Here is a 21,844-nt window from a genome sequence, read left to right on the forward strand (position 1 = left end):
AAAATTAGCGGAACGGCTCGGGATCGCCTTTTCCTTCTCGTAATATTACCGGAAATTCTCCGGTTAAATCGACTACTGTTGTCGGTTCATAGATTGTGTCGCCGCCATCAATGATCAAATCAATGCGGTTCCCCAGTATGTCTTTGATTGCCTCAGCCTGACTCAAGGGAGCATCGGCACCGGGTAAAATGAGAGTAGTGCTCATTAAGGGCTTTTCCAGGCATTCAAGCAAAGCCAGAGAAATTTTATTTTCAGGCACCCTGAGCCCCAATGTCTTTCGTTTGGGATGCAACATCAGGCGTGGCACTTCATGGGTTGCATTCAGAATGAAAGTGTACGAACCCGGTGTAAACGCGCGCAGCAGCCGGTAAATGGGATTAGACACTTTGGCATAAGTGCCTAATTGCGACAGATCGCGGCAGACAAGCGTCATGTTGTGATTCTTGTCAAGGTGGCGAAGCGTTCGGATGCGTTCAAGCGCACCTTTATTGCCCAATTGGCAACCCAGCGCGTAGCCGGAATCAGTAGGATAAACAATTATCCCGCCCGCTTCGATAATCCCGGCGGCCGTTCTTAACAGCCGTGCCTGCGGATTATCCGGATGTATTGCAAATAACTGACTCATAAAGTCCCCTGTTAAGTGTTCCACTGCTCCCATACAGGCTTACAGTTTAGCGGCAGTTTGCGCTGGCGTCCAAGAGAAATACGCGAAACGTTATCATTATGGAAATCCGACCCAGTGGAAGCAGACAAATCAAAACGATTACACAGACCGGCCATATCAACAACCTGCTGCTCGGTCATCTCACCCGATACTACTTCTATACCGCACCCGCCGTAACTTTTAAATTCAATAATCAGCTCAGTAAGGCGGGTGCGGGTTAAACCATATTTCAGCGGGTGCGCAATCACCGCGCTTCCACCGGCAGCCGCAATCCCGTTAACGGCATCGGCCAGCGAAATCCATTGCGTTGGGACATAGGCCGGTTTTCCTCTTGCCAAAAAACGTTTAAATGCAGTCTGCATGTCCTTTACTTTGCCCTCATTAATCAGCAATTGAGCAAAATGCGGCCTGGCGATATGATCATGGCCAGCTATTGCGCAAGCCTTGTCAAACGCATTATCAATCCCAAGCAAGGCCATGCAATCAGCAATCTGCATTGCCCGGGTTTTACGGCTTTGAACTTGCTGGCTAATCAAATCCGAAATACTGGCTTCTTCAGTATTGATATTTAAACCTAAAATATGAATATCATGCTTTTTCCAGCGCACGCTTAATTCTATTCCGCCAACAATCCTGAGGCCAGGATAACGCGATGCGCCAGCAATCAATAATTTACTGCCTTCAACGGTATCGTGGTCAGTCAACGCGAGCATTTTAAGCCCGGACTGACTGGCTTTGGCCAGCAGTTCCTCTGGCATTAGAGCGCCATCAGAATAGATGCTGTGACAATGTAGATCAATCATGCGCCAGTTACCGTTTAAGAAAGAGATCCCAGGCAGTATAGCACTGAATTACAGAGATCTTAAACTCATACGATCAATTTAACTTCAGTTTGATCTAATTAAATCAAGACTGTATAATCTGGCGGTAAAAAATATGAGGAGCTTTATGCTGACAATTGTTTTCGTGGACGACAAGCGGTTTTACCACCACGCGTTCAGTAAATTACTTTACTCTACTCTATCGAAAGAGGGATATAAATGTGATTTAGTTTGTTTCGATAATGCATTGTCAGCGATCCAGTATTTTTCTGAAAAATATTTTTCAAATAACCGCACCTCGCATATAGTAATTCTTGATGGGCATTTGCATAGCAATGCTATTGGACCGCATGGTCCTGATATAGCCAGTCGGATAGTGAATGATGATAATAAAGACTTGATTGTCTCTTTTTCTGATAATGATGCAATGACTGCCGAATTTTCAAAGATTCTTGGCGATACACATACAAAACTCCCAAAACAATTAAGTTCTTGCGTCATTAATGAAAAAATCCTTCCCCTTGTCAGAACTATTTTGGAACCTGCACTGGCAAACCATTCTCCTGAGACTCTGAAACTGCAACGCTAGGCAACATTTTTTCCAGGGTCTGTCAACAGGCCCAAATTTCTTAATCTATAATTACTGTAATCGCATTTAATTAAGCGGAACTCCAAATGACCCAGGAAGAAATTAGAAAGGCAATAGAAAGCGCTTTGAATGCTCAGAACTTCGATAAAGCGCGCGAACTAGTCTTCTCAGGAACCGATACTCCTGACTCATCTACGATTGATTATGCTCTCGTGATGGCCTCAGATAAAGGTGCTGACAAACTTATTGCAGACATATGTCAGATGCAGGGAAATAACCGGCCAACCCAGAAAGCTGTAGATAGAGCCCTATTAAACGTATCAGAGAGTACTGTCCCACCCTGGTTATTTGAAACTATTTGTGACATGACTGGCGACAATAAACCAAGCAAAGAGGGTATTAGTCAGGCTCTGGAACGTCTCTGTGAAGATAAAAATGTGGATGGTTGCCTGGGGCAAATTGAGCATATCTTATTCCGTCTTAATCCTGAAAGCAACCAGCCTGGACAACCTGCTATCGAGAAGGCACTCAAGAAGGCATCTGAAATAGGCCAATGGCAGGTTGTTAAAAAACTGTTGAAATCGAATGCAGAAAATAAACCTGGACAGGCTGCAGTAGGTGAAGTTTTGTTAAAAGCAGTGGAAAGTAAACAGTTATATGTTTTTGGAGCCATTTGCAACATGACTGGGGAGAATAAACCCAGTCAAAAGAACCTCAATGATGCGGTGGATAAACTGCTTACCATGAATAATAACTCCAGTCCTTGGAGGTATGTTAGTTTACTTGTGAAAGCAGTTGATAGAAAAGGTACAACCAAATTGGAGCGTGCAGTATTGGAGCAAGCAGTACAGTTTGGATTTATGCAGGCAGCGGGTGCAAAGAATATAGCTGTAGTAAAGGTGTTTTGTGGGTTGAGCGCTGATATTCATCCAAATAAAAAAGCCGTTTCAGATGCCTTAATCGCTGCAGCAAAGAGCGGCGGGCATGAGGTGGTTTCTTTTCTGACTACATTACAAAATGAAAATAAACCAGACATGGAAACACTCGGAAACGCTTTTACAGCTGCAGCCCGCGCTGGTAAAGCCGAGGTAATCAAGTGCTTGTACCCGCTTTCTGAACTTCCGCTGGATACGAAGCTTGTTAATGAAGCGTTAAAAAATGCTGCACAGTCATTAAATGGATTGGAAGTCATAAAAGTTATATATCAAGAAGAGAATGGCATCTTCCCTGATGATAAGACCAAAAACGAGGTGTTTCTCCAGGCAGTTGCCGAAGGTGAAAGTAAAGTCGTCAAATATCTCATTGACCATGCGAATCTTGAGCAAAGTGTTATTAGGCAGGGATTAAGTACTACGAATGATGGTCCCACCCGAGCTGCATTAAATGATTTTATTATGAATGTAGCTGAAAAAAATGCCATGGCGAATTCGCTAGCATTATCTACAGCAGCAACAGAGGGTAATGTAGATGAATTGAAAAAAATCTGCTCAGAAATTGGAACTAACCAGCTAAAACTGGCAGATGTTCAGAATGCTTTGAAAGTGGCACGTAATGATGGTAGCAAGGAATGTTTACAGGATGCTGAAAAGATAATTAAATTACAAATGTGCGTAGATAAGCTTAGAGTCCATGGCAATAAATTAGAAAAGGATCCTGCTCGCAAAGCTGATGGCAAAACCGCTATAGAGTATGCAGATAAATTGACTAAGGAGACTAATGCCTATGCGAAGGCTTATTTTACTGGTACTCCTGGAGAGGGGCAGAAAGCTAAGAATGCTATTACCCAAACGCTTAATGAAGCATCTGATAAAATGAAACATCATAGGTCAAACTTCGGAGCGGTACTACTGGTATTAAAAAAAATAGGGCAGGCAGTTACTGTAATTGGAGCAGTCCTTAGTAACCGCGAAAATAAAGGCTTTTTTAATACCAATACGCAACGACAAAATGAGATAGCCAAATTTAAGGAAGGATTTTCTCAGATGAAGAAAGACCATTTTGATATGAAGGGAGATCCTGATGTGCCTAAGGAAAGCCAGAAAGAAGGACATAAACCGTGATGCTACACCGGCGTTGTAATTGAAATAGGATAATTTTTTTGTATTACGCGTAGGTTGGGTCGTTTTGACCCAACATTACCAATCTGTAACTCCTCACGTCATCCCGAGCAAAGCGAGGGATCTCCCTGCAGTGGCACATACTAAAATATTGAAAAAAACACTTGAAAAATTATGCGGTTATGATCAAATAGCGGGATGAAAGACTACGAACAAATTATCACAAACGCTTTTGGCAAAGATTGCTGAATGGAAAAGCTCGTACCACAGCAAGCTGGACGAATAGCAGATCAGTTCCATCCAGTCTATTTTTTCTGGTACTATCCCTTTGTTGTCAGGAATCTGAGACGACAATACAGTCCAACAAAATTAAGGAATAGTCCATGCAAACGGAATCATACGTCTACCTTCTGGCCAATAAACACAACAATGTTCTGTATACCGGTGTTACCAATGATTTGATACGTCGTTTTTACGAACACAAGAATAAACTGGTGGCTGGATTTACCCAAAAATACAATGTGGATCGACTGGTTTATTTTGAAGTTTGTTCGGGTATCGTCGTGGCTATTGAGCGAGAAAAGCAAATCAAAGGCTGGTCACGAAAAAAGAAGCAGGATCTGATTAATTCATTAAATCCTGAGTGGGACGATTTATATCGAGCGTTATGTTAGAGATTGTGCCACTGCAGGGAGATCCCTCGCTTCGCTCGGGATGACGTGAGGAGTTACACCAATCTTCAATCACTTTCAGATCTGGTGTACTTGATAAAAAGGCTTGTTGGGTCAAAACGACCCAACCTACTCCAATTATCCGGCACAAGGCTAATTATCAGTTGATTTTATAAACCCAAATGATTATCTTGAACTGCAGGGGCATATCACAAGGGTTGAAAAGTATGGATAACCGCTCGGGATTAATCAGAATAATAGCGCTGGCAACATTTATTTTTTCACCGCCATTGGCAGCAAAACCGTTGACCGCCCAGGAAAAATTAATTGCAGAACACATTACCCAGCAAGCTTCAAATCAGCTTTCGCTCCTGGAAAAAATAGCTAACATCAATAGCGATACCGCCAATGTTGCCGGTGTCCGCCAGGTCGGCTCCGTTTTACGGCCTGAATTCGAACAGTTGGGATTTAAAGTACGTTGGGTTGAAGAACCCGCTGAAATGAAACGCGCACCAACCCTGGTAGCAGAACGAAAAGGAAATTCCGGCAAAAGGGTTTTGCTGATTGGCCATCTGGATACGGTTTTTTCCAAAGACAGCCCGTTTCAGACTTTTACCCGAGTCGGCGATAAAGCGCGAGGGCCAGGCGTTATTGATGATAAAGGCGGCGATGTCATCATTCTGTATGCCCTTAAGGCGTTAGCTGCAGCCCATGTGCTGGATAATACCACTATCACAGTCGTGCTGACCGGGGATGAAGAGGATTCGGGCAAACCTGCGGCTATTTCTCGCAAGCCGCTGTTTGAAGCGGCCCGGCAAAGCGATATTGCGCTTGATTTTGAATGCGCAATTACCGCCGATACCGCAACTATCGCACGCCGCGGCATCAGCCAATGGACGGTTAAAACCACCGGCAATGAAACCCATTCCTCAGAAATATTCCGCAAAGTATCAGGCTATGGCGCCAATTTTGAATTGGCACGCATTTTAAATACTATGGTTAGCCGGTTGGCCAGCGAAAAATACCTTTCATTCAACCCGGGACTGATTCTGGGTGGTACTATCGTTGGCTATGACAAACAACTGTCAAGTGGAAAGGCATTCGGAAAGGAAAATGTTATCGCTAAAACAGCCCTGGCTAAAGGGGATTTACGTTATTTAACGCCAGTGCAGCGAGATCATGCGAAAGCGGCTATGAAGCAGATTGTCAAAACAAATTTGCCTGGAACCACTGCTGAAATCAGTTTTGAAGACGGTATTCCATCCATGCCCCCTACTGCTGAAAACATACGGCTTCTGGAAGTATACAGTCAGGCCAGTGATGATTTGGGATATGGCAAAGTAAAAGCGCTGGATCCCGGGATTCGCGGTGCAGGCGATATTTCTTATATTGCCGGGATAGTCAAAGCTAATCTTGTCGGGTTGGGCGCATTGGGGAATGGCGCCCACTCTACCGATGAAACGCTGGATATCAAGTCATTGCCGATTCAGACGCAAAGGGCGGCGTTGTTGATATATCGGTTGACGCATTCGTAGTGCATGAGAAAACTGAACTTTCCACATTTCACAACATCGTTCGGGATTATGTCATCCCCGCGAAGGCGGGGATCTATCCATCAAACAAGGTAAGGAGCCAACTTGAGAAATGGATTCCCGCCTTCGCGGGAATGACAATATCCTTTGCAGCCAAATCTACACTTGCACGCTTGCAAAAACAGGTCAATATAGACTATCCTTGAACTATAGTGATCAATTTTTTTAAAATCTTGAGTAGTACATTAGAAAGCACTTGTTTGGACTTACCTGACTTGACCGTAAAAAGACTGGCCAATCTGTGTGGCGCGTTTCATGAAAATATCCAGCTGCTCGAAAAATCACTTAATATTCATATCAAAATACAGCACGATCAATTAAAATTGACTGCTGAATCTGAACAAACTCTGCAAAAAGCAAAACCAGTTATCAGCCGCCTTTACCAGCTTTCTAAAAAACCGGTTAGTATTGAGCAGGTTAATCAATTATTAATTCAGAAGGAATCGAGTAAAAGTATGTCGTCAATTCGCTTAAGCCGTAAAAGCATTATTCCCAAAAATGATAAACAAGCTGACTATTTAACCAGCATTAATCAACACGATATTACCTTTGCCGTAGGGCCTGCAGGAACAGGAAAAACCTATCTTGCTGTTTCCAAAGCGATCGAGTCTTTTGAGAAAGGCGAAGTTCAGCGGCTGGTATTTGTACGGCCGGCGGTGGAGGCTGGTGAAAAATTAGGCTTTTTGCCTGGCGATCTGGTGGAAAAAGTATTGCCCTACCTGCGCCCGGTCTATGATGCGCTTTATGAAATGATTGGTTTTAAAGAAACCCAGAAACTTATCCAGACGGATGTCATTGAAATCCTGCCGCTAGCTTTTATGCGCGGCAGAACATTGAATGAAGCGTTTATTATTCTGGATGAAGCCCAGAACAGTACCGTCATGCAAATGAAGATGTTTCTGACCCGCATGGGTTTCGGTTCAAAAATGGTAATCACCGGTGATATGACCCAAACAGACTTGCCTAAAGGCACCCAATCCGGTTTAAGCCATGCGATTAAGATTTTCCGCAATCTGGATGAAATCAGTATCCATACCTTCAGCAGCCGGGAAGTTGTAAGGCACCCGTTGATCGCCAAGATCGTTGACTGTTATGAAAAAACTGAAGAGGATAGAACCTGATGAACCATTATATTGATCTGCAACTCGCTTGTGATAAACCTTTGCCTGTTTCGGAGGCGCAGTTAATGCAATGGGCATCTGCCGCACTTGATCAATATGGCAAGGAAGCAGAAATTACCTTGCGGATTGTAGAGCCCGGGGAAATTACAGAATTAAATCACGCTTACCGTGAAAAAAATAAAGCGACCAACGTGCTGGCCTTTCCAAGTGCGCTCCCGGATAATATTGAACTTGATTTCCCCCTGCTGGGTGATGTAATTGTCTGTCCGGATGTCCTGGAACAGGAATATCTTGAACAGGGCAAAACCGCGGAAGCTCACTGGGCGCATATTGTTATTCATGGGGTTTTGCATTTATTGGGATACGATCATATTGAAGAGAAAGACGCTAAAGTAATGGAAGCGCTTGAAACCAGCCTGTTGGCCGGTTTCGGAATAGCGGATCCTTACCTCCTGGAGGATGAAAAAATTGACTAAAGAGGATGATAGCAGTTCCTGGTTTCTGCGCCTGAAACAGTTCTTGCAAATGGAACCAAGGAATCAGGACGATTTGATAAGTCTGGTAAGAGATGCTCAAATCCGCTCTCTCATTGATTCCGAAACCTTAGGCATGATTGAAGGCGTCATTCAGTTCTCGCAAATGCGGGTACGGGATATTATGCTTCCCAAAAAGCAAATGACTTGCATATCGCATGACGACAGCCTGCAACAGGTTATTGAAACCGTCACCAGTTCAGGCCATTCCCGCTTCCCTGTTACCGGCGACAATAAAGACGAAGTCATTGGCATTCTGCACGCCAAAGACCTGTTGCGCTATCAGGCTCAGGGTAATCAGGAATTCAATCTTCATGATATAGTCCGGCTCGCGACTTTTGTTCCTGAAAGCAAACGGCTTGATATTCTTCTGGGTGAATTCAGAAGTAACCGTAATCACATGGCGCTGGTTGTTGATGAGTACGGCACAGTCAGCGGCTTTGTCACTATTGAAGACATTATTGAGCAAATTATTGGTGATATCGAAGATGAATTTGATGTTGACGAAGAAGCCTACATTAAAGAGCATGGCGATGCCCAATACATAGTCAAGGCACATACGCCTATTGAAGACTTTAACTCTCAGTTAAAAGCGGGTTTCAGCGACGAAACATATGATACTATAGGCGGAATTGTGATGGCGGGTTTTGGCTATTTGCCAAAGCGCGGTGAAGTCATTACCATTGAGCCCTTTGAATTTAAAGTCATAAACGCCGATGCCAGGCGGATAAAGTTGTTAGGCTGTTTTGATAAGCGGGCCGCTTTCGACAAGCACTTACATTTCGAGGAATAACCATTCCATGAGCAACTCCATTCTATTAGTTGATGACGATACAGAATTAACTGATTTGCTGATGCAATATCTGGAGCCGGAAGGCTTCAATGTTGTCTGCGCCCATGATGGCGAAACGGCCGTCAAGAAAGCGCTTAACCAGACCTTCGATGCCGTTATTCTTGACGTCATGCTGCCCAGACTTAATGGTTTTGAGGTCTTGAAAGCCATCCGGGAGCACCTTGACACCCCGGTATTGATGTTAACCGCGCGCGGTGACGACATTGATCGCATTGTCGGACTGGAAATCGGTGCAGACGACTACTTGCCTAAACCCTGCAACCCTCGTGAACTGGTCGCCAGATTACGCGCTATTTTAAGACGTACTCAGAAAATGCCGATTCAGCGGCCGGTTATCGAACATCAGGAAATTGTTGTTGACTGTTCCAAGCGGGCAGCGACTCAACATGGCGAGCCGCTTGAACTGACCAATGCTGAATTTAATATTCTCGAAATGCTGATCAAATCGCCTGGCCAGGCATTTTCCAAAGAAGAGCTTACCGAATATGCACTTGGCCGTAAATACACTGCCTATGATCGCAGCATTGATGTTCATATCAGTAATTTGCGTAACAAGCTTGGTAATAACAACCAGGGCGATCCGCTGGTAAAAACTGTGCGTGGATTCGGATATATGTTTAATGCGTAGTTTGTACTGGAAAATATTTCTTTCTTTCTGGCTGGCTACCATCCTTATTATTATCACCACTGCCTGGGTGACCAGCGAAATTGCCAAAAAATCCTCCATCCCGGCGCGTGAAAAACTGTTTATGGACAGTTATGCCAGCGCCGCGGTTGCAACGTTTGAATCCGGTCAGCACAGCGCCTTAAAAAAATGGCTGGCGGAAACAGGAAGATCACGGCAAATGACGCTGTTTCTCTTATGCAGCACGGGCGAAATTATCGGTAACCGCCCCCCTCCCCTTGAAATCAGGGAAATTGCCAAAGACCTTGTTCAGGAAGAACTTGACGATGGCCTGTTAAAATTCGGCAACCTGATTGTCAGCCATGAAATTTTATCAACTTCAGGCAAGGCATATCGGCTAGCTGCGGTCAGTAAAAAACCATTGGCGCACTTTGTTGTTATTCCCTGGGCAGGCTTAACTATCCGTCTCACGATAGCAATCTTCATTAGCGGCTTGATCTGTTACTTGCTATCGATTTATCTTACTCAGCCGTTACGTTCTTTATCTATAGCCGCCAAATCAATAGCGACCGGTAATTTCAACACCCGAGTCGGAAAGCTCAAAGGGCATTACCGTGATGAAATTGATGATTTGCGCGATGAATTTGATCAGATGGCGGAACAGCTTGAAACTATCGTCAAATCCAAAGAACGCCTGTTACAGGATATTTCCCACGAATTACGTTCGCCCATAGCCCGATTACAAATTGCCATTGAACTGGGAAGAAAAAAAGCAAATGCCCTTGCCGAGATTGAATTCGCCCGTATGGAGCTTGAATGCATGCGGCTTAATAACCTGATTAGCGAAATTCTGCAATTTGCCCGTCTGGACAAATCCGTTGATGAGTTGCATCTTAAAGAAGTCAATCTTCATAACCTGCTGAAAAAAATTGCTGACGACGCGAATTATGAATATAACCATGACTCACCGCGCGTTATGTTTGAAGCGCCTGATTGTCAAATGATGGTTGATGAGCGGCTTATCCATAGAGCAGTCGAAAATATTGTCCGTAATGCATTACGTTATTCACCCGAGGATAAACCGGTTAATCTTTCTCTCGCTATTGAGCCTGAAAGCCGGAAAATATTTATTGATATTAAGGATCACGGCCCGGGAGTACCTCCCGAGCAATTAGATAAAATTTTTAACCCATTTTACCGAGTGGATGTTTCGCGTGAAAAAAGAACCGGCGGATATGGGTTAGGCTTATCCATTGCCCAAAAAGCCATAGATCTGCATCAGGGTACGATTACCGCTCAAAACAGAAAAACAGGCGGCTTATGGATAAGAATCAGCCTTAAGGCAACCGCGCAACATTAAACACGCCCTAACAATCGACATAATTCACGCCATCGGTAGAGCATTGTGAAGGCGGCGTACTACCGTTAGTTATACCGCCATTGGCCAGAACGGCAATTGCAGCATCATTGATAGAAATTGCTGTAACTCTGCTTTCATCTCCGCCCTGGAATTGAATAGTTCCGGTTCCTGTACTGGCCAAAACGCCATAAGACGCTACTGAGCCTCCATTCAAGGCAGTGCCTTCTGTTAACGTGTTAATGACAGAATTTTCAATTAAAATGGTATTGCCGGCCGCAGTTGCCTGTATTCCGAGCGCCTGAGCTGTCGAATTATCAGCATCTCCGTGAGTTTGAGCTGTAATAGTGTTATTTATTGATGTCACTGCATTACTGGCTAAAATGCCAAAACTGTTAACATTGCCTAAATTGACTGCGTTGCCAAATGATTCCGAATAAATAGTGGAATTAGTTACACTTGCTGTCTGGAACGATCTTATAGCAGATGGGTTAGCGACTCCGCCATCGATAGCTGAACCTGATGTCACAGCCCTCACTTGAGAATTGTTAACAATTAAATCAGTACTTGCACGAACGCCCTGGACAAATGTGCTGCCATTTAAACCTGCATTTCCAGTAGAGGAAACATCAACCGTTGAATTTTCTACAAGGGCAGTGCCTGGAATATTAATACCACCTTGCACTACCGTTCCGCCTTCCACACCAAATACAATTGCCTGACCAAAAGTCACATCGCCATGCGTTCTGACAGTCACGATTGAATTTTTAACATCCGCCTGATTAGAATCAACACCCCAGGCGGAAGCAAATCCATTGTCAGTCAGAGTGCCATTCACATTCCCGAATGTTTCCGCATAAAGCACAGAGTCACGTATAAGCGCTTGACCTACAGCGTTATTTACGGCGTAGGCTGTAGCCGTTCCCGCGGTAACATTGCCTCTTGTAATCGCAGTGAGAGAAGAGTTATAGATATTTACTGTACTTAGTTCTGATATTGCGCCCATAGCAATGGCTTTACCATTATTATTCACATCGCCGGTTGTTTCGGCGAAGACAATTGAATTTTCCAGACTGGTTAACTGATTCAGGGTGTATACCCCTAAAGCATTGGCTCCGGTTTTATTATCGGGATTATTAATATTTCCCGCTCCATGGCTGGCCGTGTTAATATTAACGTTGTTTATAGTTGCTGTATTTGCCGCAATCCCCAGGGCGCTGATATTATCAGTGGTTGCATCTACTTCAATAGAGCTGTTTTCAACATTTAAATTACCGGTAGCAGCCAAACCAAACACCGTTCCCTGCGGTCCATAATTAAACACATTTTGCGGCGTAATTTGATTATTATTTAATATCCTGATATCACGCGCTTCACCATTTGCAATCATGTTAGCCGCCTGATTTCCCCATATCAATCCCCCTTCAATTAAAGGTCTTGCACTGGCATCGGCGGGGGTCAGCCAACCCGGGTTGCGTCCCCAGACTGATTGGCCATTTTGTAAGTTGACCCAGCGTGAACCGTTCTGTGGTATGAAATAATTGCCTGATTCAAAATAAAATTTTGCATTAGGAGCTAACGAAGCAATTTGGGCTGCTGTAGCAGTGTCGATAGTCGAGCAAGGATTCTGTGCCGTACAATTTGCAAACGTTGTTGCCAGACCAGCCGGGAAAGAACCGTTGGGGCTGAAAAACCAGACATTATCAGCAAAAATATATGGATTGCCATTCACTCTAAACGATTGGCGGACGGGTAATGCTTCGCCATAAGATTGTCTTGCTGCATGACGGATAATTGGTGCAGTCATACGGTGTGCCAGCGTCTCTTCAGGTGCAGTTGAACCACCAAAATTCACTCTTAGACCGACAGCAAAACGATTTTTATTTTGATTATCATAGTTATCTTGAAAAATCAACGCCATATTTTTTTTAATTGCAAACTCAACGTTTGCTTGTACACCATTAATGTCATTACTATTTTTATAGGAAAAATGATATCCGCCTACATGTACCCACATATCAAGATCATTATTGAAATGTTTTCCCAGCTCAAGCTCAACCCCGGGGCCAAATTCCTGAATTAATTGCACTGGTGTATCAATAATTTGATGATTATTTGCATAAGCCAGCCTCTGGATAGAGCGGCCTGAATCAAAAAGAATATTGTCAGGTATAGCGCTGGCTAGCGTATCTCGATAAGCAATGCTCCGAGAGCTTGCTGGAACATAGGCTTGTAAACGCGCTTCATAATTCAATGTCAGCCATTCTATACCCGGATTAATTTGAGTATAATTATGGTTCATATTTGTACGATAGAAATCTACAAACCCAAAAAAACCTAATATCGCTGAACCTAAAGAAGTATTTTTTATTTGGCGATAGCCTAAACCGCCGCTATAAGTCATTCTTTGATTTTGTCCCGATAAAATCGTACTATCCGCAAAAAACAGGTTATTTGCCGATTGAATCAGCGGCATCATCCCATCCAGGAATCCGCCAAGCTGTTTGTTGTCTCCAGACAAAAATTGTCCAGTAATACGGGGATTATTAGACGACTCGCTTGCATGAGCGCTATATATTTGAATCAAACAAAGGGTAATTAAAGAAAGTTTCGGCCTGAAAAGCGCTTTTTTAAAATCCTTTTTAAACATTTATTTTATCCTGTGTATTGAATGATAAGCCCGCTGCAATTCAAGCGGCATCATTTCCTGCAAATTCCCATACAGGCCAAGAGCTTTTTACCATCCATCCATGATAATGTATGTGCCTGATCCAGGCAATCACGATAACAGCCTTTAAATTTTACAAACCGCACATCATTGTTTTAGAATAGCTGAAAACTGGCTTTATACTGATTATTATCTGTGAGACCTGCTGAGAAACTAGAAAAATTAAGCTCAACATTTTTTGTTATTGGTTTTATTCTCGGTCAAATTAAACATTTGCCCTTTTTCGTGTTTTCGCTGATAACAAATGTTGCATCCATTGTGTTTAATGTAGCCGGCTTCTTAACTTTGATCGCGGCAACTAACTATCATCCCGATCAAATACCTGCCCGAGCCTATTGGTATGGTTTTCTGCAATTCAAGGATCAGGTAAAGGCTGCCGCAACCATTGGATTGTTTGCTGTCATCTGCAGTTTTATGGCGCTGGCGTTTCCCGTCATGGCTATTCCTGCTTTCTGGTTATATGCTGTTAATAGCAGCCTGCGGTGCATTGCGGAATATCATAAAAAACGCAATCCGCCAATCAATGACCCTCACTTTTCTTCCACAAAGCAAAAAAGCAGCTTTTATTATTCGGTATGCACTGCAACTTTAAGCGTAGTCAGCGCAACGGCAATGACCATTATGATTCTGGTTCCACCTGCATTCACAGTCACGCTGGTGATTGCCTGCCTTATCTGCACCGCTCTGGTTATCACAGCGAGTTATTTCTGGGTCAATTCGACGTATGGCAAACATGTCGCCGATACTGAACTGATAGAGGAAACATATTTTAAAGCAGGAAGCAAACTGGCGTTATCGCCAGAGAACCGCCGCGAAAGACGGCCAGAACTGGAAGAAACCGCTGTTTATCAACCAATCTTTCAAAAGTCTGCATCCAGTTCGAATATTGCTCCACGTGCAGATGAAGAAGAACCTGCTGCTGATGAATCCGAGCAAAGCACGGCTCAGATCCGTTCGGCCTGAGGAAAATGCGAAGCATTTGTCTCGAAGGCCTGGCACCGCACCACAGGCTTCGAGACAGCGCTAAAGCGCTTCCTCAGCCCGAACGATATTGTGAAATGTAGAAATCTGATTCCTTAGCCTGACGGTTACGGGCTTTACAGCCCAATCTAATATTAAAATCATTTAATCGCAAATTGTTATACCAACCTGTTCATTGTTACGATAAAATCGATAATTATTTGTCATTATCTAAGGAAATTTTATGAGCAAACGGTCCGAACAACTCCAAAGAGCAATCAACAAAATGGGATCGTCTGTTTTAAAAGAAGTATTATTGCGGCATTTTAATACGGCTCCTGATCCTGATAACGAAACAAATTATTTCACTCAAAATCACCGGTATAACCGTCTAAAACCGGCAGCGCCCCGCTATACTTTACCGCTCAACGCAGCCTTTGCCTATGCGCCTGTTGAAGTATGCAATGAGTTAACTCAACTATTGCTTACAATGCCTGACAGCGATTTTGCAGCAACGATATCCCGGCAATATGACGAAGATGTGCTGCAAACAATTGCGCAATATGCCCCGCCTGATTGCCGTAGCCGACTCTTTGCCAGGATAGCTGCAATGCCTGGCGATAAGATTAGCGAGATCCTATTTGGAAAAGCGGCCGATCCTGCTTATTTTTTATCATTAATTAAAAGTACCAACAGCTCCGATTTGAAGATACTGCTTCAAGCGCTCGATAAAGTTTCGCCAGAAAGTCTGCTCACAATTCTGCCGAGTAACCTCCCTCTCCTGATATATTTCTTTCGCTACCATACAAATACCGAAACAGCAAATATAATGATGGCATTGTTAAAAAAAATGTTTCCTGGCGATAATCAGTCAGCTACACTGATTAAATTTATTCAGGGCGGACAAACTGACGCTCGGATAACAAATTTGCTGCATGTGGTTTTAGCTAACCAGTCAAGTCAGGTGATCAGGGACTTTTTACAGTTGCTTGAAATCGTTGATCAAAAAAAGCTGATTGAGTTTTTTGAGCAGCGGAACAAAGAAAATCAAACACCGCTCGAGGCAGCAGTACGCTTAAACAAAAACCCGCAAGCAGTCCTTACCATAGTCCAGTGGTTCATGTCCCGATCAGAGCCGTTAAAAAGTTTATTGACCAAAGTTTATAGTCAGCAACCCTATTCTATGATGCACCAGGCGGTTAACAGCCATATTGACGCTGCCACCTATTTTTTGCAGTTTTGTTTACCCGAAGAAAGGATACACGCCACTGGCAGCAAACCAGCGCAAACCATGCGGGATTTAGCAAAAGCCGGTAACAATGAAGCGATTACCATGCTTTATGATGCGCTTCCTGTTTTTCATTTTATCCATTCCGAAGGCACACCGGACGCACCATCCCTGGCTCAGATTGAAAATGGAATTAACAGCAATCGCAAACTATTAGACAGCCGATGGTCTGACAACGATACCTTACTGCATCTGGCAGTCAATAATAACACTGATAGCCTGACTCCCATTCTGTTACAAAGCGGCATTAATGCTGAAGCAACTAATAAACAGCAGCAAACAGCGCTGGAAAAAGCATTCTACTCAAACCAGATGTCGCAATTGCAGCATTTTACCCAAACTACTGGCAATACCACTGTTTTGCATGCTATCGCTAAAACAATTGCTACACTTCCAATCTGTCCGATCGAATCTACAATTTTCCCCCAGCTTCTGGAACAATCCTTCGAGAATATCCATCAACAACTGATTAGCGAGGCAAAACAAAATAATGATGCTACCCTGTTTTTGTTGATTGAAGCGGCCAGGCTCGCCGGAGAAACAGGTAATCCGGCTCTGTTCAACGCCGCCAGCAGCTTTATTGATAAGAATATAAACAGTCCTAACCATGCTTTTTTGATTGGTTTTTTGTTTACCTTACCGCCTCAGGCATTAGCCGTAATTTTTGATTATTACCAGCCGCACCGCACCAAAATCGCCAGTCTGATTCAACAGGGATTGGCCAGCCCTGCGGTTTTTACTCGACTGTCCTGGCAGCAAACCCAGCCTTATCTGGAGTTGTTAAAAAAAATCAGTACGCCGCAAATTGATTATAACGCCCAACTCGCCAGAACCATGCTTACCGCTGGCGATAAAATTGAACAGTTACCTGCTCCGCTGTTGCAATACTATGCGCAAAACCAGACGCTTGAGCAATTAGTTCACATTAAATTGAATAATACCAACCCGATTCTCACTGCCCTGGCCCTGGAAAAATGCTATACAGAGGGCAATACCACGCCTGAAGTCAAAGAACAGCTACAGCAGAAATTAACTCAGGAAATCGATTTTCTTAATATGCCCAATACTAATCGCAATAACCTGGAATTAGCTCAGACTCTCAACCTCTGTCAGCAACCCGAGATAAAAATTGCGCTTCACGAAAAAATTACCGCTTTGGGCGAAAAAAGTTTAATCAAAAAACGCGTAACTGATTTGTTACCCTCCTACCCACTAACAGGCAATTTACAATCCGACAGTTTGTTATACCAGTTATTTTTGGAAACCGCCTGTCAACCGGAATCAATGTGTAATCAGGCATCAACACCCGCTTATAGCGCCTTAGCGAGCAAGGCTAATCCAGACGAGCAAAATCAATTAAAACAGGCTATTAATACTAACCAGGAGCGGCTTGCCTTTATCAGCAGTATGCTATCGCCATTCAATACGCCGGTAGCCGCTAACGAACAAATCAATACCAGCCGTATATTCTTTGCTTTTCAACGGCAGAGGATTCATCTGAAACTGATTACTCAGGCACAAAATATCGCGCTGCTCAATGTGGAATTAAATCACACTGGCCTTACTGCTGAAGGGTCGCAGTTTAGAAAGGCGCTGACAGATCTCGATAATCAATTAATAACCTTGTTAATGACAGCCTCAAGCCCTATTCTGAACTCAACCACTTTGCAATGCCTGAATAATGTAAAAAGCAGCTACCAGGTCATTGCCCCCCAATTACCGGCATCATTTGAGAGGCTCCCTGAACTGATTGATCAGATTAAGGATTTATGTCAGCAGCTTGACGGCCAATATCAAAACTTTACCGCCCCCCTTGCCAGACATGACGACAGTTCAGTTTGCCAGCCTTTAACTACGGTTTATGATCCCAATATTCCCGAGGCAGCACAAGAAAGTACACAGGCCGCCGCCAGACACCTGTTACAAGACACAGCAAACAATCAATCAGCGCTCATTGCAAAATTGTTTGCATTAACAGATAAACCAGAAGATCTGCCTGACTTGCTGCCATCTTTTCTGGCCTGCAACAAACCCAACGAGATTAAAACGGCTTATGAAAAAATTACTGACTTTATGAAACGCGGAAAGCCGGACGAATCGCCTCAGCTCATTACAGCGCTTGATTCGCATTACCATAATGTCATAGACAATTACGGCTTTATGGAAAAGCTGCAAACCCTGCTGCTCATGCAGGATCAGGTTGAACTCCGGCAAATAGTCGATTTGATTAATCAATATGATACCAGGCAACTGGCATCTTTGCGGCAGCTATGTAAAAACGCTGGTTGTCATGCCATGATTACCTTCATTGATCTGGTTTCTGCAACAAAAGAGCCGGGTCCCTTAATTGAGCTGAACTATCTCGAGCCATTAACCGGCATTATCGAGCCTAAGAACCTGAGTTTATGGCTTGATAACACCTGGGAGCAATTACAGCGCTATAGGACCCAGGTATTTTCAATGAGTATTTTGATCCGCGGCTATCATGTAGAACGATCCAATATCAGTTTTTATCAACAAGCCATTCATGAGCACTTAGACCTTCCTGGCGTGAATATTAATGCCCAGGCCATATCGTGTCTGATTAAATCCTGCCAATCGATTTTTACTCACGAACAAAAGACAGAAACGTTACAGAGTACATTATATTGCATAAGCGATCTGCTAGGCTGCGTATCCCTGGAGACGATCACTGAGGTAATCGAGGATCTTCCTCCAGAGACGATTGACGCTTTAATCAAATGCGCCCTGAATCATATCAATTGTCTTGGCTATGAAGAACCTTGCCGCAAAATATTGACTTATATTTATCACGACTGCAATCGCTATAGTAACAACCTTGCGGAATTGATTAAAACGAAATTAAACGCCTGTGATTTGTCAATACTTGGCAGTCAGCAACTCAGAGCGATTGCAACCAGTATTCTGACTCGAGTTAATGAGCAAAACGAGAAGCACGAGGATTTACTGAAAGATTTAACCGTAGATTGCGTCTGGATTCAACATTTGATTCTTTCTCCTGAATTCATGGCCGCTTGCGACACCCGGACATTTCAGGCTCTGATTGAACGCTATCGTTTATATTCACTGACATTAAAGCAAGATGAACTGGATCGCTTAAATACCTGGCTTGATAATCCGGATAACCAACTGCTTAGAGATACCATTAACTCTACTGAACAGGCTTTGCAGGAAGAAGCGTTTCCAGGTTTGCAATTCCGCAGACAAAAACTGCTGGAAAAGAAAAAGCGTTTACTCGAATTTCGAGCTGACTCAAGCATTATCGGGATATATAAACAATTTCAACAAAACTGTAATGAATTAAAACTGGGAGGCAATCCTGAGCAGCAAGAATTGGCTGAGAAGGCATTGGCAACCTTTGATGCCAATTGCAAGGAAAAACTGCAAGGCTTACGCAATGATATGCCTTATAAACTGAGCTGTTATCTCCGCGATTCTTTTGTTGACAATAAGGGCGATATTGAACAAAACAAAAACATTCTCGCGCGCTGGATAAATGCAGTATTACCGCCCAGAACGCTTGAACAAAGAGAGTTACAAAAAAAGCAAAATTATCATTTATCATCCGAAAAACTATATGATGAACAAGGCGTTCATATTGCCGATGTTGATCAGACCGATAATATCAAGCCGATTCAATCCGGCAAACGCCCTTTCATGACATCCTCCACCATATTTTATAATGAAAATCATCATAAGGTAGGATACGCGGCTCAAAATGGTAAATTTTGCCGCGAGTCAGATAATATGTTCCAACCGGAAACAACCGCCCGCCTGCTGGCAAAGACCCCGCAAGAAGAGTTATCCGAGCATCCAGCTCTGCTTAATCTGCTATTTAATGACGTGTTTCAGGAAAAGACTCTTCCTGTCCTGTTCAGCCAAAGCAAAGGCAGTCAACGGGCGTGGCTGGAAAATCAGGTCAAAGAGTATATCGCAGAAAGCGCTCAGAAAATTCCAGTAGCAAGTATGACTGAAATCAATCGCCACTATGCGCCAGACGAATTATTTGCTCTGCTCAATACGATCAAAAATCCCGACAATGCTCAGGCACTGTTTACAACCATTTTATATGATGAAGAGAAAGCGCCGTTATTATTTGCGCCTGAATATCAAACGTTATTCAATCAGTTTTTAGTTAATCATAAACCGGTAGAATTATTTGCTGAATTTTTATTACATCACCACGATAAACCCTGGTATTTGGCCGGGCTTAACACGTATAGTCAATTTGCCCGCCAATGTAAAAAACCGGATTTACTGCCCGATGCGTTGCTCTTACTGTGTACCAATGCTTACAACGCCCCCGATTTGCAATCAGAAACAGCCAGAAAAGGCGTGGATGCCTACGAAAAAGCATCCGCTGCCTTGCTGGGCTCTGAAAAAACAGCAGAGATTGTCTGGTGTAATTTTATCAATAGCAACCTGGATGTTTCGACGCAAAAAGTATCGGAAAAAGAAAAATTGTCAGGATTTTTCTTTAAACATCACTGTGCGCCGCTCATTACCAAATTGAATGCTGACCAGAACTGGCAAAATAGTTATCTTTACCGCATGATGCTGTTGATTCTCAATAAACAGCTTACTGCCATCTTCGCCGATGAAGAACTGCGCTATTCACAGGTTTTGGGATGGAGCCCGGCAGAAATTGCAGAAATTACGCAATTTATAAAAAAACATATGGCTTCACCGCGAACACCTGATGAAAACAAAGCAGTTGGCCTGAAAGTTATCAATAAACTTATCCTGCGCTGCGCCAATTTCGGCCAAACAGACATTTTATATAATGCACGCGGGCGATTGAATCAGGAGCTTGTGTTTCAAATGATGGAGCCGGCGTCTAATCAAAGCCGCCTCCCAACCGTTGTAAACAATATAGTTAATAGCATGGTAAACTGGTTTGGTAAAAAAGCGAATCCAACCTATGAACAACTAAAAAATGATCAGGCTATTGTTAACTGGGAGTCATTAACCCAAAGCAGCCGGGAAGTGAATGGCTCCAATGAGCAACTGCCGATTATTACCGCTTATCTGATTAATTATAGCGGTACTACTGAACAACTTTTAAAGCTGATAACAGATTACTGTAATCTTTGTGTGGAAACTAAAAATCAGCAGTCGCTTTATCATATCTCTAAACTGATGCTCAAACTGCCGGACCGCGATATCAGTATAGCGATTTTTAATACTTTATTTATCTTAATTAAGAAAAAACCGGAAATTCTCGATGAGACAATCTATGCGCATCTGTCCAGCTATTATGCCCACCATGATAAAAGCTATGAACAGGAAATTAATCTTATTAAATACCTGGGCCATATTAAAAATTATTCATTAGTTGAGAAATGTTGCCAGTTTCTGCTAAAAGGCTCGCTTACTACCGAAAAACCTGGTTTGGTTCCAACTGTTAAAAAAGCAAAACTTGAAGCAAAAGTTGAAGCGGCACTCAGTAAGCATCAGGAAAGCTGGTATTTTTCGTTTTATAAACGGATTAAACGTTGGTGGAATTATGGTAGCAATAAAGCATCAGGGCTAGTCAAATACTGTGATGAAGCAGCCAGTTCCAGTCAAACGCCAAAACTACCAGAAAAAATCAAAACGCCCGTACTGAGCGGCGAAACGATCTCTGGCCAACTTGAGCTGCTGCGTAAAAGACGGGCATTAAAAGATCGGGTTGACAGGTTTGCAAACCGGGTTGAAACAATGCACCCGTCAAAACGCCCCAGCCAAACCAGCACTGGTATCGAGATTAACGACAGGCTGAGTAATTCGTTGTTTAATACCGCCGCAAGTGTTGAACGGCCAGCAAGGCATGGGCTGGAGATGCAATTGTTTGCAAATAATTAAGTATTGGGCTTTACCATTGTGCCATGGGTACAGTGCAAAAGTAAAAAATCAAAAAAAACATAAATGCATAATATTTGATCAGTATTCATATATATGATACAATATGCCTTTAGTTTTTGA

General features: G+C 43.2%; 14 protein-coding genes. 11 read left to right on the plus strand and 3 right to left on the minus strand.

Features of this window, described 5'->3' with window-relative positions; translation table 11 throughout:
• Positions 1–4: 4 nt before the first annotated feature.
• Positions 5–625, minus strand: coding sequence for an L-threonylcarbamoyladenylate synthase (locus tag ACFORL_RS01175; RefSeq protein ID WP_382340282.1), 621 nt, complete (start codon positions 623–625; stop codon positions 5–7).
• An 11-nt stretch (positions 626–636) separates the two neighbouring features.
• A complete protein-coding gene (locus tag ACFORL_RS01180; RefSeq protein ID WP_382340284.1) occupies positions 637–1,467 on the minus strand; it encodes a PHP domain-containing protein in 831 nt (276 codons plus the stop codon).
• Positions 1,468–1,612: 145 nt separating this feature from the next.
• On the opposite strand from ACFORL_RS01180, the gene ACFORL_RS01185 reads away from it, so the two are divergent.
• The 9 genes from ACFORL_RS01185 to cpxA all read left to right on the plus strand — a co-directional run bounded on the left by ACFORL_RS01185 (position 1,613) and on the right by cpxA (position 10,886).
• Complete coding sequence (locus ACFORL_RS01185; RefSeq protein ID WP_382340286.1) at positions 1,613–2,074, plus strand: hypothetical protein; 462 nt, start codon at positions 1,613–1,615, stop codon at positions 2,072–2,074.
• Between the two features lie 86 nt (positions 2,075–2,160).
• Positions 2,161–4,134, plus strand: coding sequence for a hypothetical protein (locus ACFORL_RS01190; RefSeq protein ID WP_382340288.1), 1,974 nt, complete (start codon positions 2,161–2,163; stop codon positions 4,132–4,134).
• A 380-nt stretch (positions 4,135–4,514) separates the two neighbouring features.
• Positions 4,515–4,805, plus strand: coding sequence for a GIY-YIG nuclease family protein (locus tag ACFORL_RS01195; RefSeq protein ID WP_382340291.1), 291 nt, complete (start codon positions 4,515–4,517; stop codon positions 4,803–4,805).
• A 224-nt stretch (positions 4,806–5,029) separates the two neighbouring features.
• Positions 5,030–6,337, plus strand: coding sequence for a M20/M25/M40 family metallo-hydrolase (locus ACFORL_RS01200; protein ID WP_382340293.1), 1,308 nt, complete (start codon positions 5,030–5,032; stop codon positions 6,335–6,337).
• Between the two features lie 257 nt (positions 6,338–6,594).
• Positions 6,595–7,515: a PhoH family protein gene (locus ACFORL_RS01205; protein WP_382340295.1), complete on the plus strand. Its 921-nt coding sequence runs from the start codon at positions 6,595–6,597 to the stop codon at positions 7,513–7,515.
• Positions 7,515–7,991: an rRNA maturation RNase YbeY gene (gene ybeY / locus ACFORL_RS01210; protein WP_382340297.1), complete on the plus strand. Its 477-nt coding sequence runs from the start codon at positions 7,515–7,517 to the stop codon at positions 7,989–7,991. The genes ACFORL_RS01205 and ybeY overlap by 1 nt, the downstream gene beginning before the upstream one ends.
• Positions 7,975–8,841 (plus strand): HlyC/CorC family transporter, encoded by an 867-nt coding sequence (locus ACFORL_RS01215; protein ID WP_382340299.1) that lies wholly within the window; start codon positions 7,975–7,977, stop codon positions 8,839–8,841. The genes ybeY and ACFORL_RS01215 overlap by 17 nt, the downstream gene beginning before the upstream one ends.
• A 7-nt stretch (positions 8,842–8,848) precedes the next feature.
• Positions 8,849–9,529, plus strand: coding sequence for a two-component system response regulator CpxR (gene cpxR, locus ACFORL_RS01220; RefSeq protein WP_382340301.1), 681 nt, complete (start codon positions 8,849–8,851; stop codon positions 9,527–9,529).
• On the plus strand, positions 9,522–10,886 hold the full coding sequence (gene cpxA, locus ACFORL_RS01225) for a two-component system sensor histidine kinase CpxA (RefSeq protein WP_382340303.1): 1,365 nt from the start codon (positions 9,522–9,524) through the stop codon (positions 10,884–10,886). Before cpxR ends, cpxA begins: the two co-directional genes overlap by 8 nt.
• A gap of 7 nt (positions 10,887–10,893) precedes the next feature.
• Here the strand turns inward: cpxA and ACFORL_RS01230 are convergent, their stop codons facing one another.
• Entirely contained in the window at positions 10,894–13,533 is a 2,640-nt protein-coding gene (locus ACFORL_RS01230; protein WP_382340305.1) for a hypothetical protein, read from the minus strand.
• A gap of 336 nt (positions 13,534–13,869) precedes the next feature.
• Here ACFORL_RS01230 and ACFORL_RS01235 point away from each other — a divergent pair, with 336 nt between their 5' ends.
• Positions 13,870–14,574 carry a hypothetical protein gene (locus ACFORL_RS01235; protein ID WP_382340307.1) on the plus strand — a complete coding sequence of 235 codons (705 nt, stop codon included), beginning with the start codon at positions 13,870–13,872 and terminating at the stop codon, positions 14,572–14,574.
• A 241-nt stretch (positions 14,575–14,815) separates the two neighbouring features.
• Positions 14,816–21,724, plus strand: a complete 6,909-nt coding sequence (locus tag ACFORL_RS01240; protein ID WP_382340309.1) for a hypothetical protein — start codon at positions 14,816–14,818, stop codon at positions 21,722–21,724.
• Positions 21,725–21,844 lie beyond the last annotated feature (120 nt).

It is taken from the genome of Legionella dresdenensis, assembly GCF_042649825.1.
GTDB lineage: Bacteria > Pseudomonadota > Gammaproteobacteria > Legionellales > Legionellaceae > Legionella_C > Legionella_C dresdenensis.

Bases quoted from the DNA above. Each gene is read 5' to 3' on its own strand.
- ybeY (WP_382340297.1), top strand. From the start codon at position 7,515: ATGAACCATTATATTGATCTGCAACTCGCTTGTGATAAACCTTTGCCT.
- ACFORL_RS01215 (WP_382340299.1), top strand. From the start codon at position 7,975: ATGAAAAAATTGACTAAAGAGGATGATAGCAGTTCCTGGTTTCTGCGC.
- ACFORL_RS01200 (WP_382340293.1), top strand. From the start codon at position 5,030: ATGGATAACCGCTCGGGATTAATCAGAATAATAGCGCTGGCAACATTT.
- cpxA (WP_382340303.1), top strand. From the start codon at position 9,522: ATGCGTAGTTTGTACTGGAAAATATTTCTTTCTTTCTGGCTGGCTACC.
- cpxR (WP_382340301.1), top strand. From the start codon at position 8,849: ATGAGCAACTCCATTCTATTAGTTGATGACGATACAGAATTAACTGAT.
- ACFORL_RS01195 (WP_382340291.1), top strand. From the start codon at position 4,515: ATGCAAACGGAATCATACGTCTACCTTCTGGCCAATAAACACAACAAT.
- ACFORL_RS01190 (WP_382340288.1), top strand. From the start codon at position 2,161: ATGACCCAGGAAGAAATTAGAAAGGCAATAGAAAGCGCTTTGAATGCT.
- ACFORL_RS01175 (WP_382340282.1), bottom strand. From the start codon at position 625: ATGAGTCAGTTATTTGCAATACATCCGGATAATCCGCAGGCACGGCTG.
- ACFORL_RS01240 (WP_382340309.1), top strand. From the start codon at position 14,816: ATGAGCAAACGGTCCGAACAACTCCAAAGAGCAATCAACAAAATGGGA.
- ACFORL_RS01180 (WP_382340284.1), bottom strand. From the start codon at position 1,467: ATGATTGATCTACATTGTCACAGCATCTATTCTGATGGCGCTCTAATG.
- ACFORL_RS01185 (WP_382340286.1), top strand. From the start codon at position 1,613: ATGCTGACAATTGTTTTCGTGGACGACAAGCGGTTTTACCACCACGCG.
- ACFORL_RS01230 (WP_382340305.1), bottom strand. From the start codon at position 13,533: ATGTTTAAAAAGGATTTTAAAAAAGCGCTTTTCAGGCCGAAACTTTCT.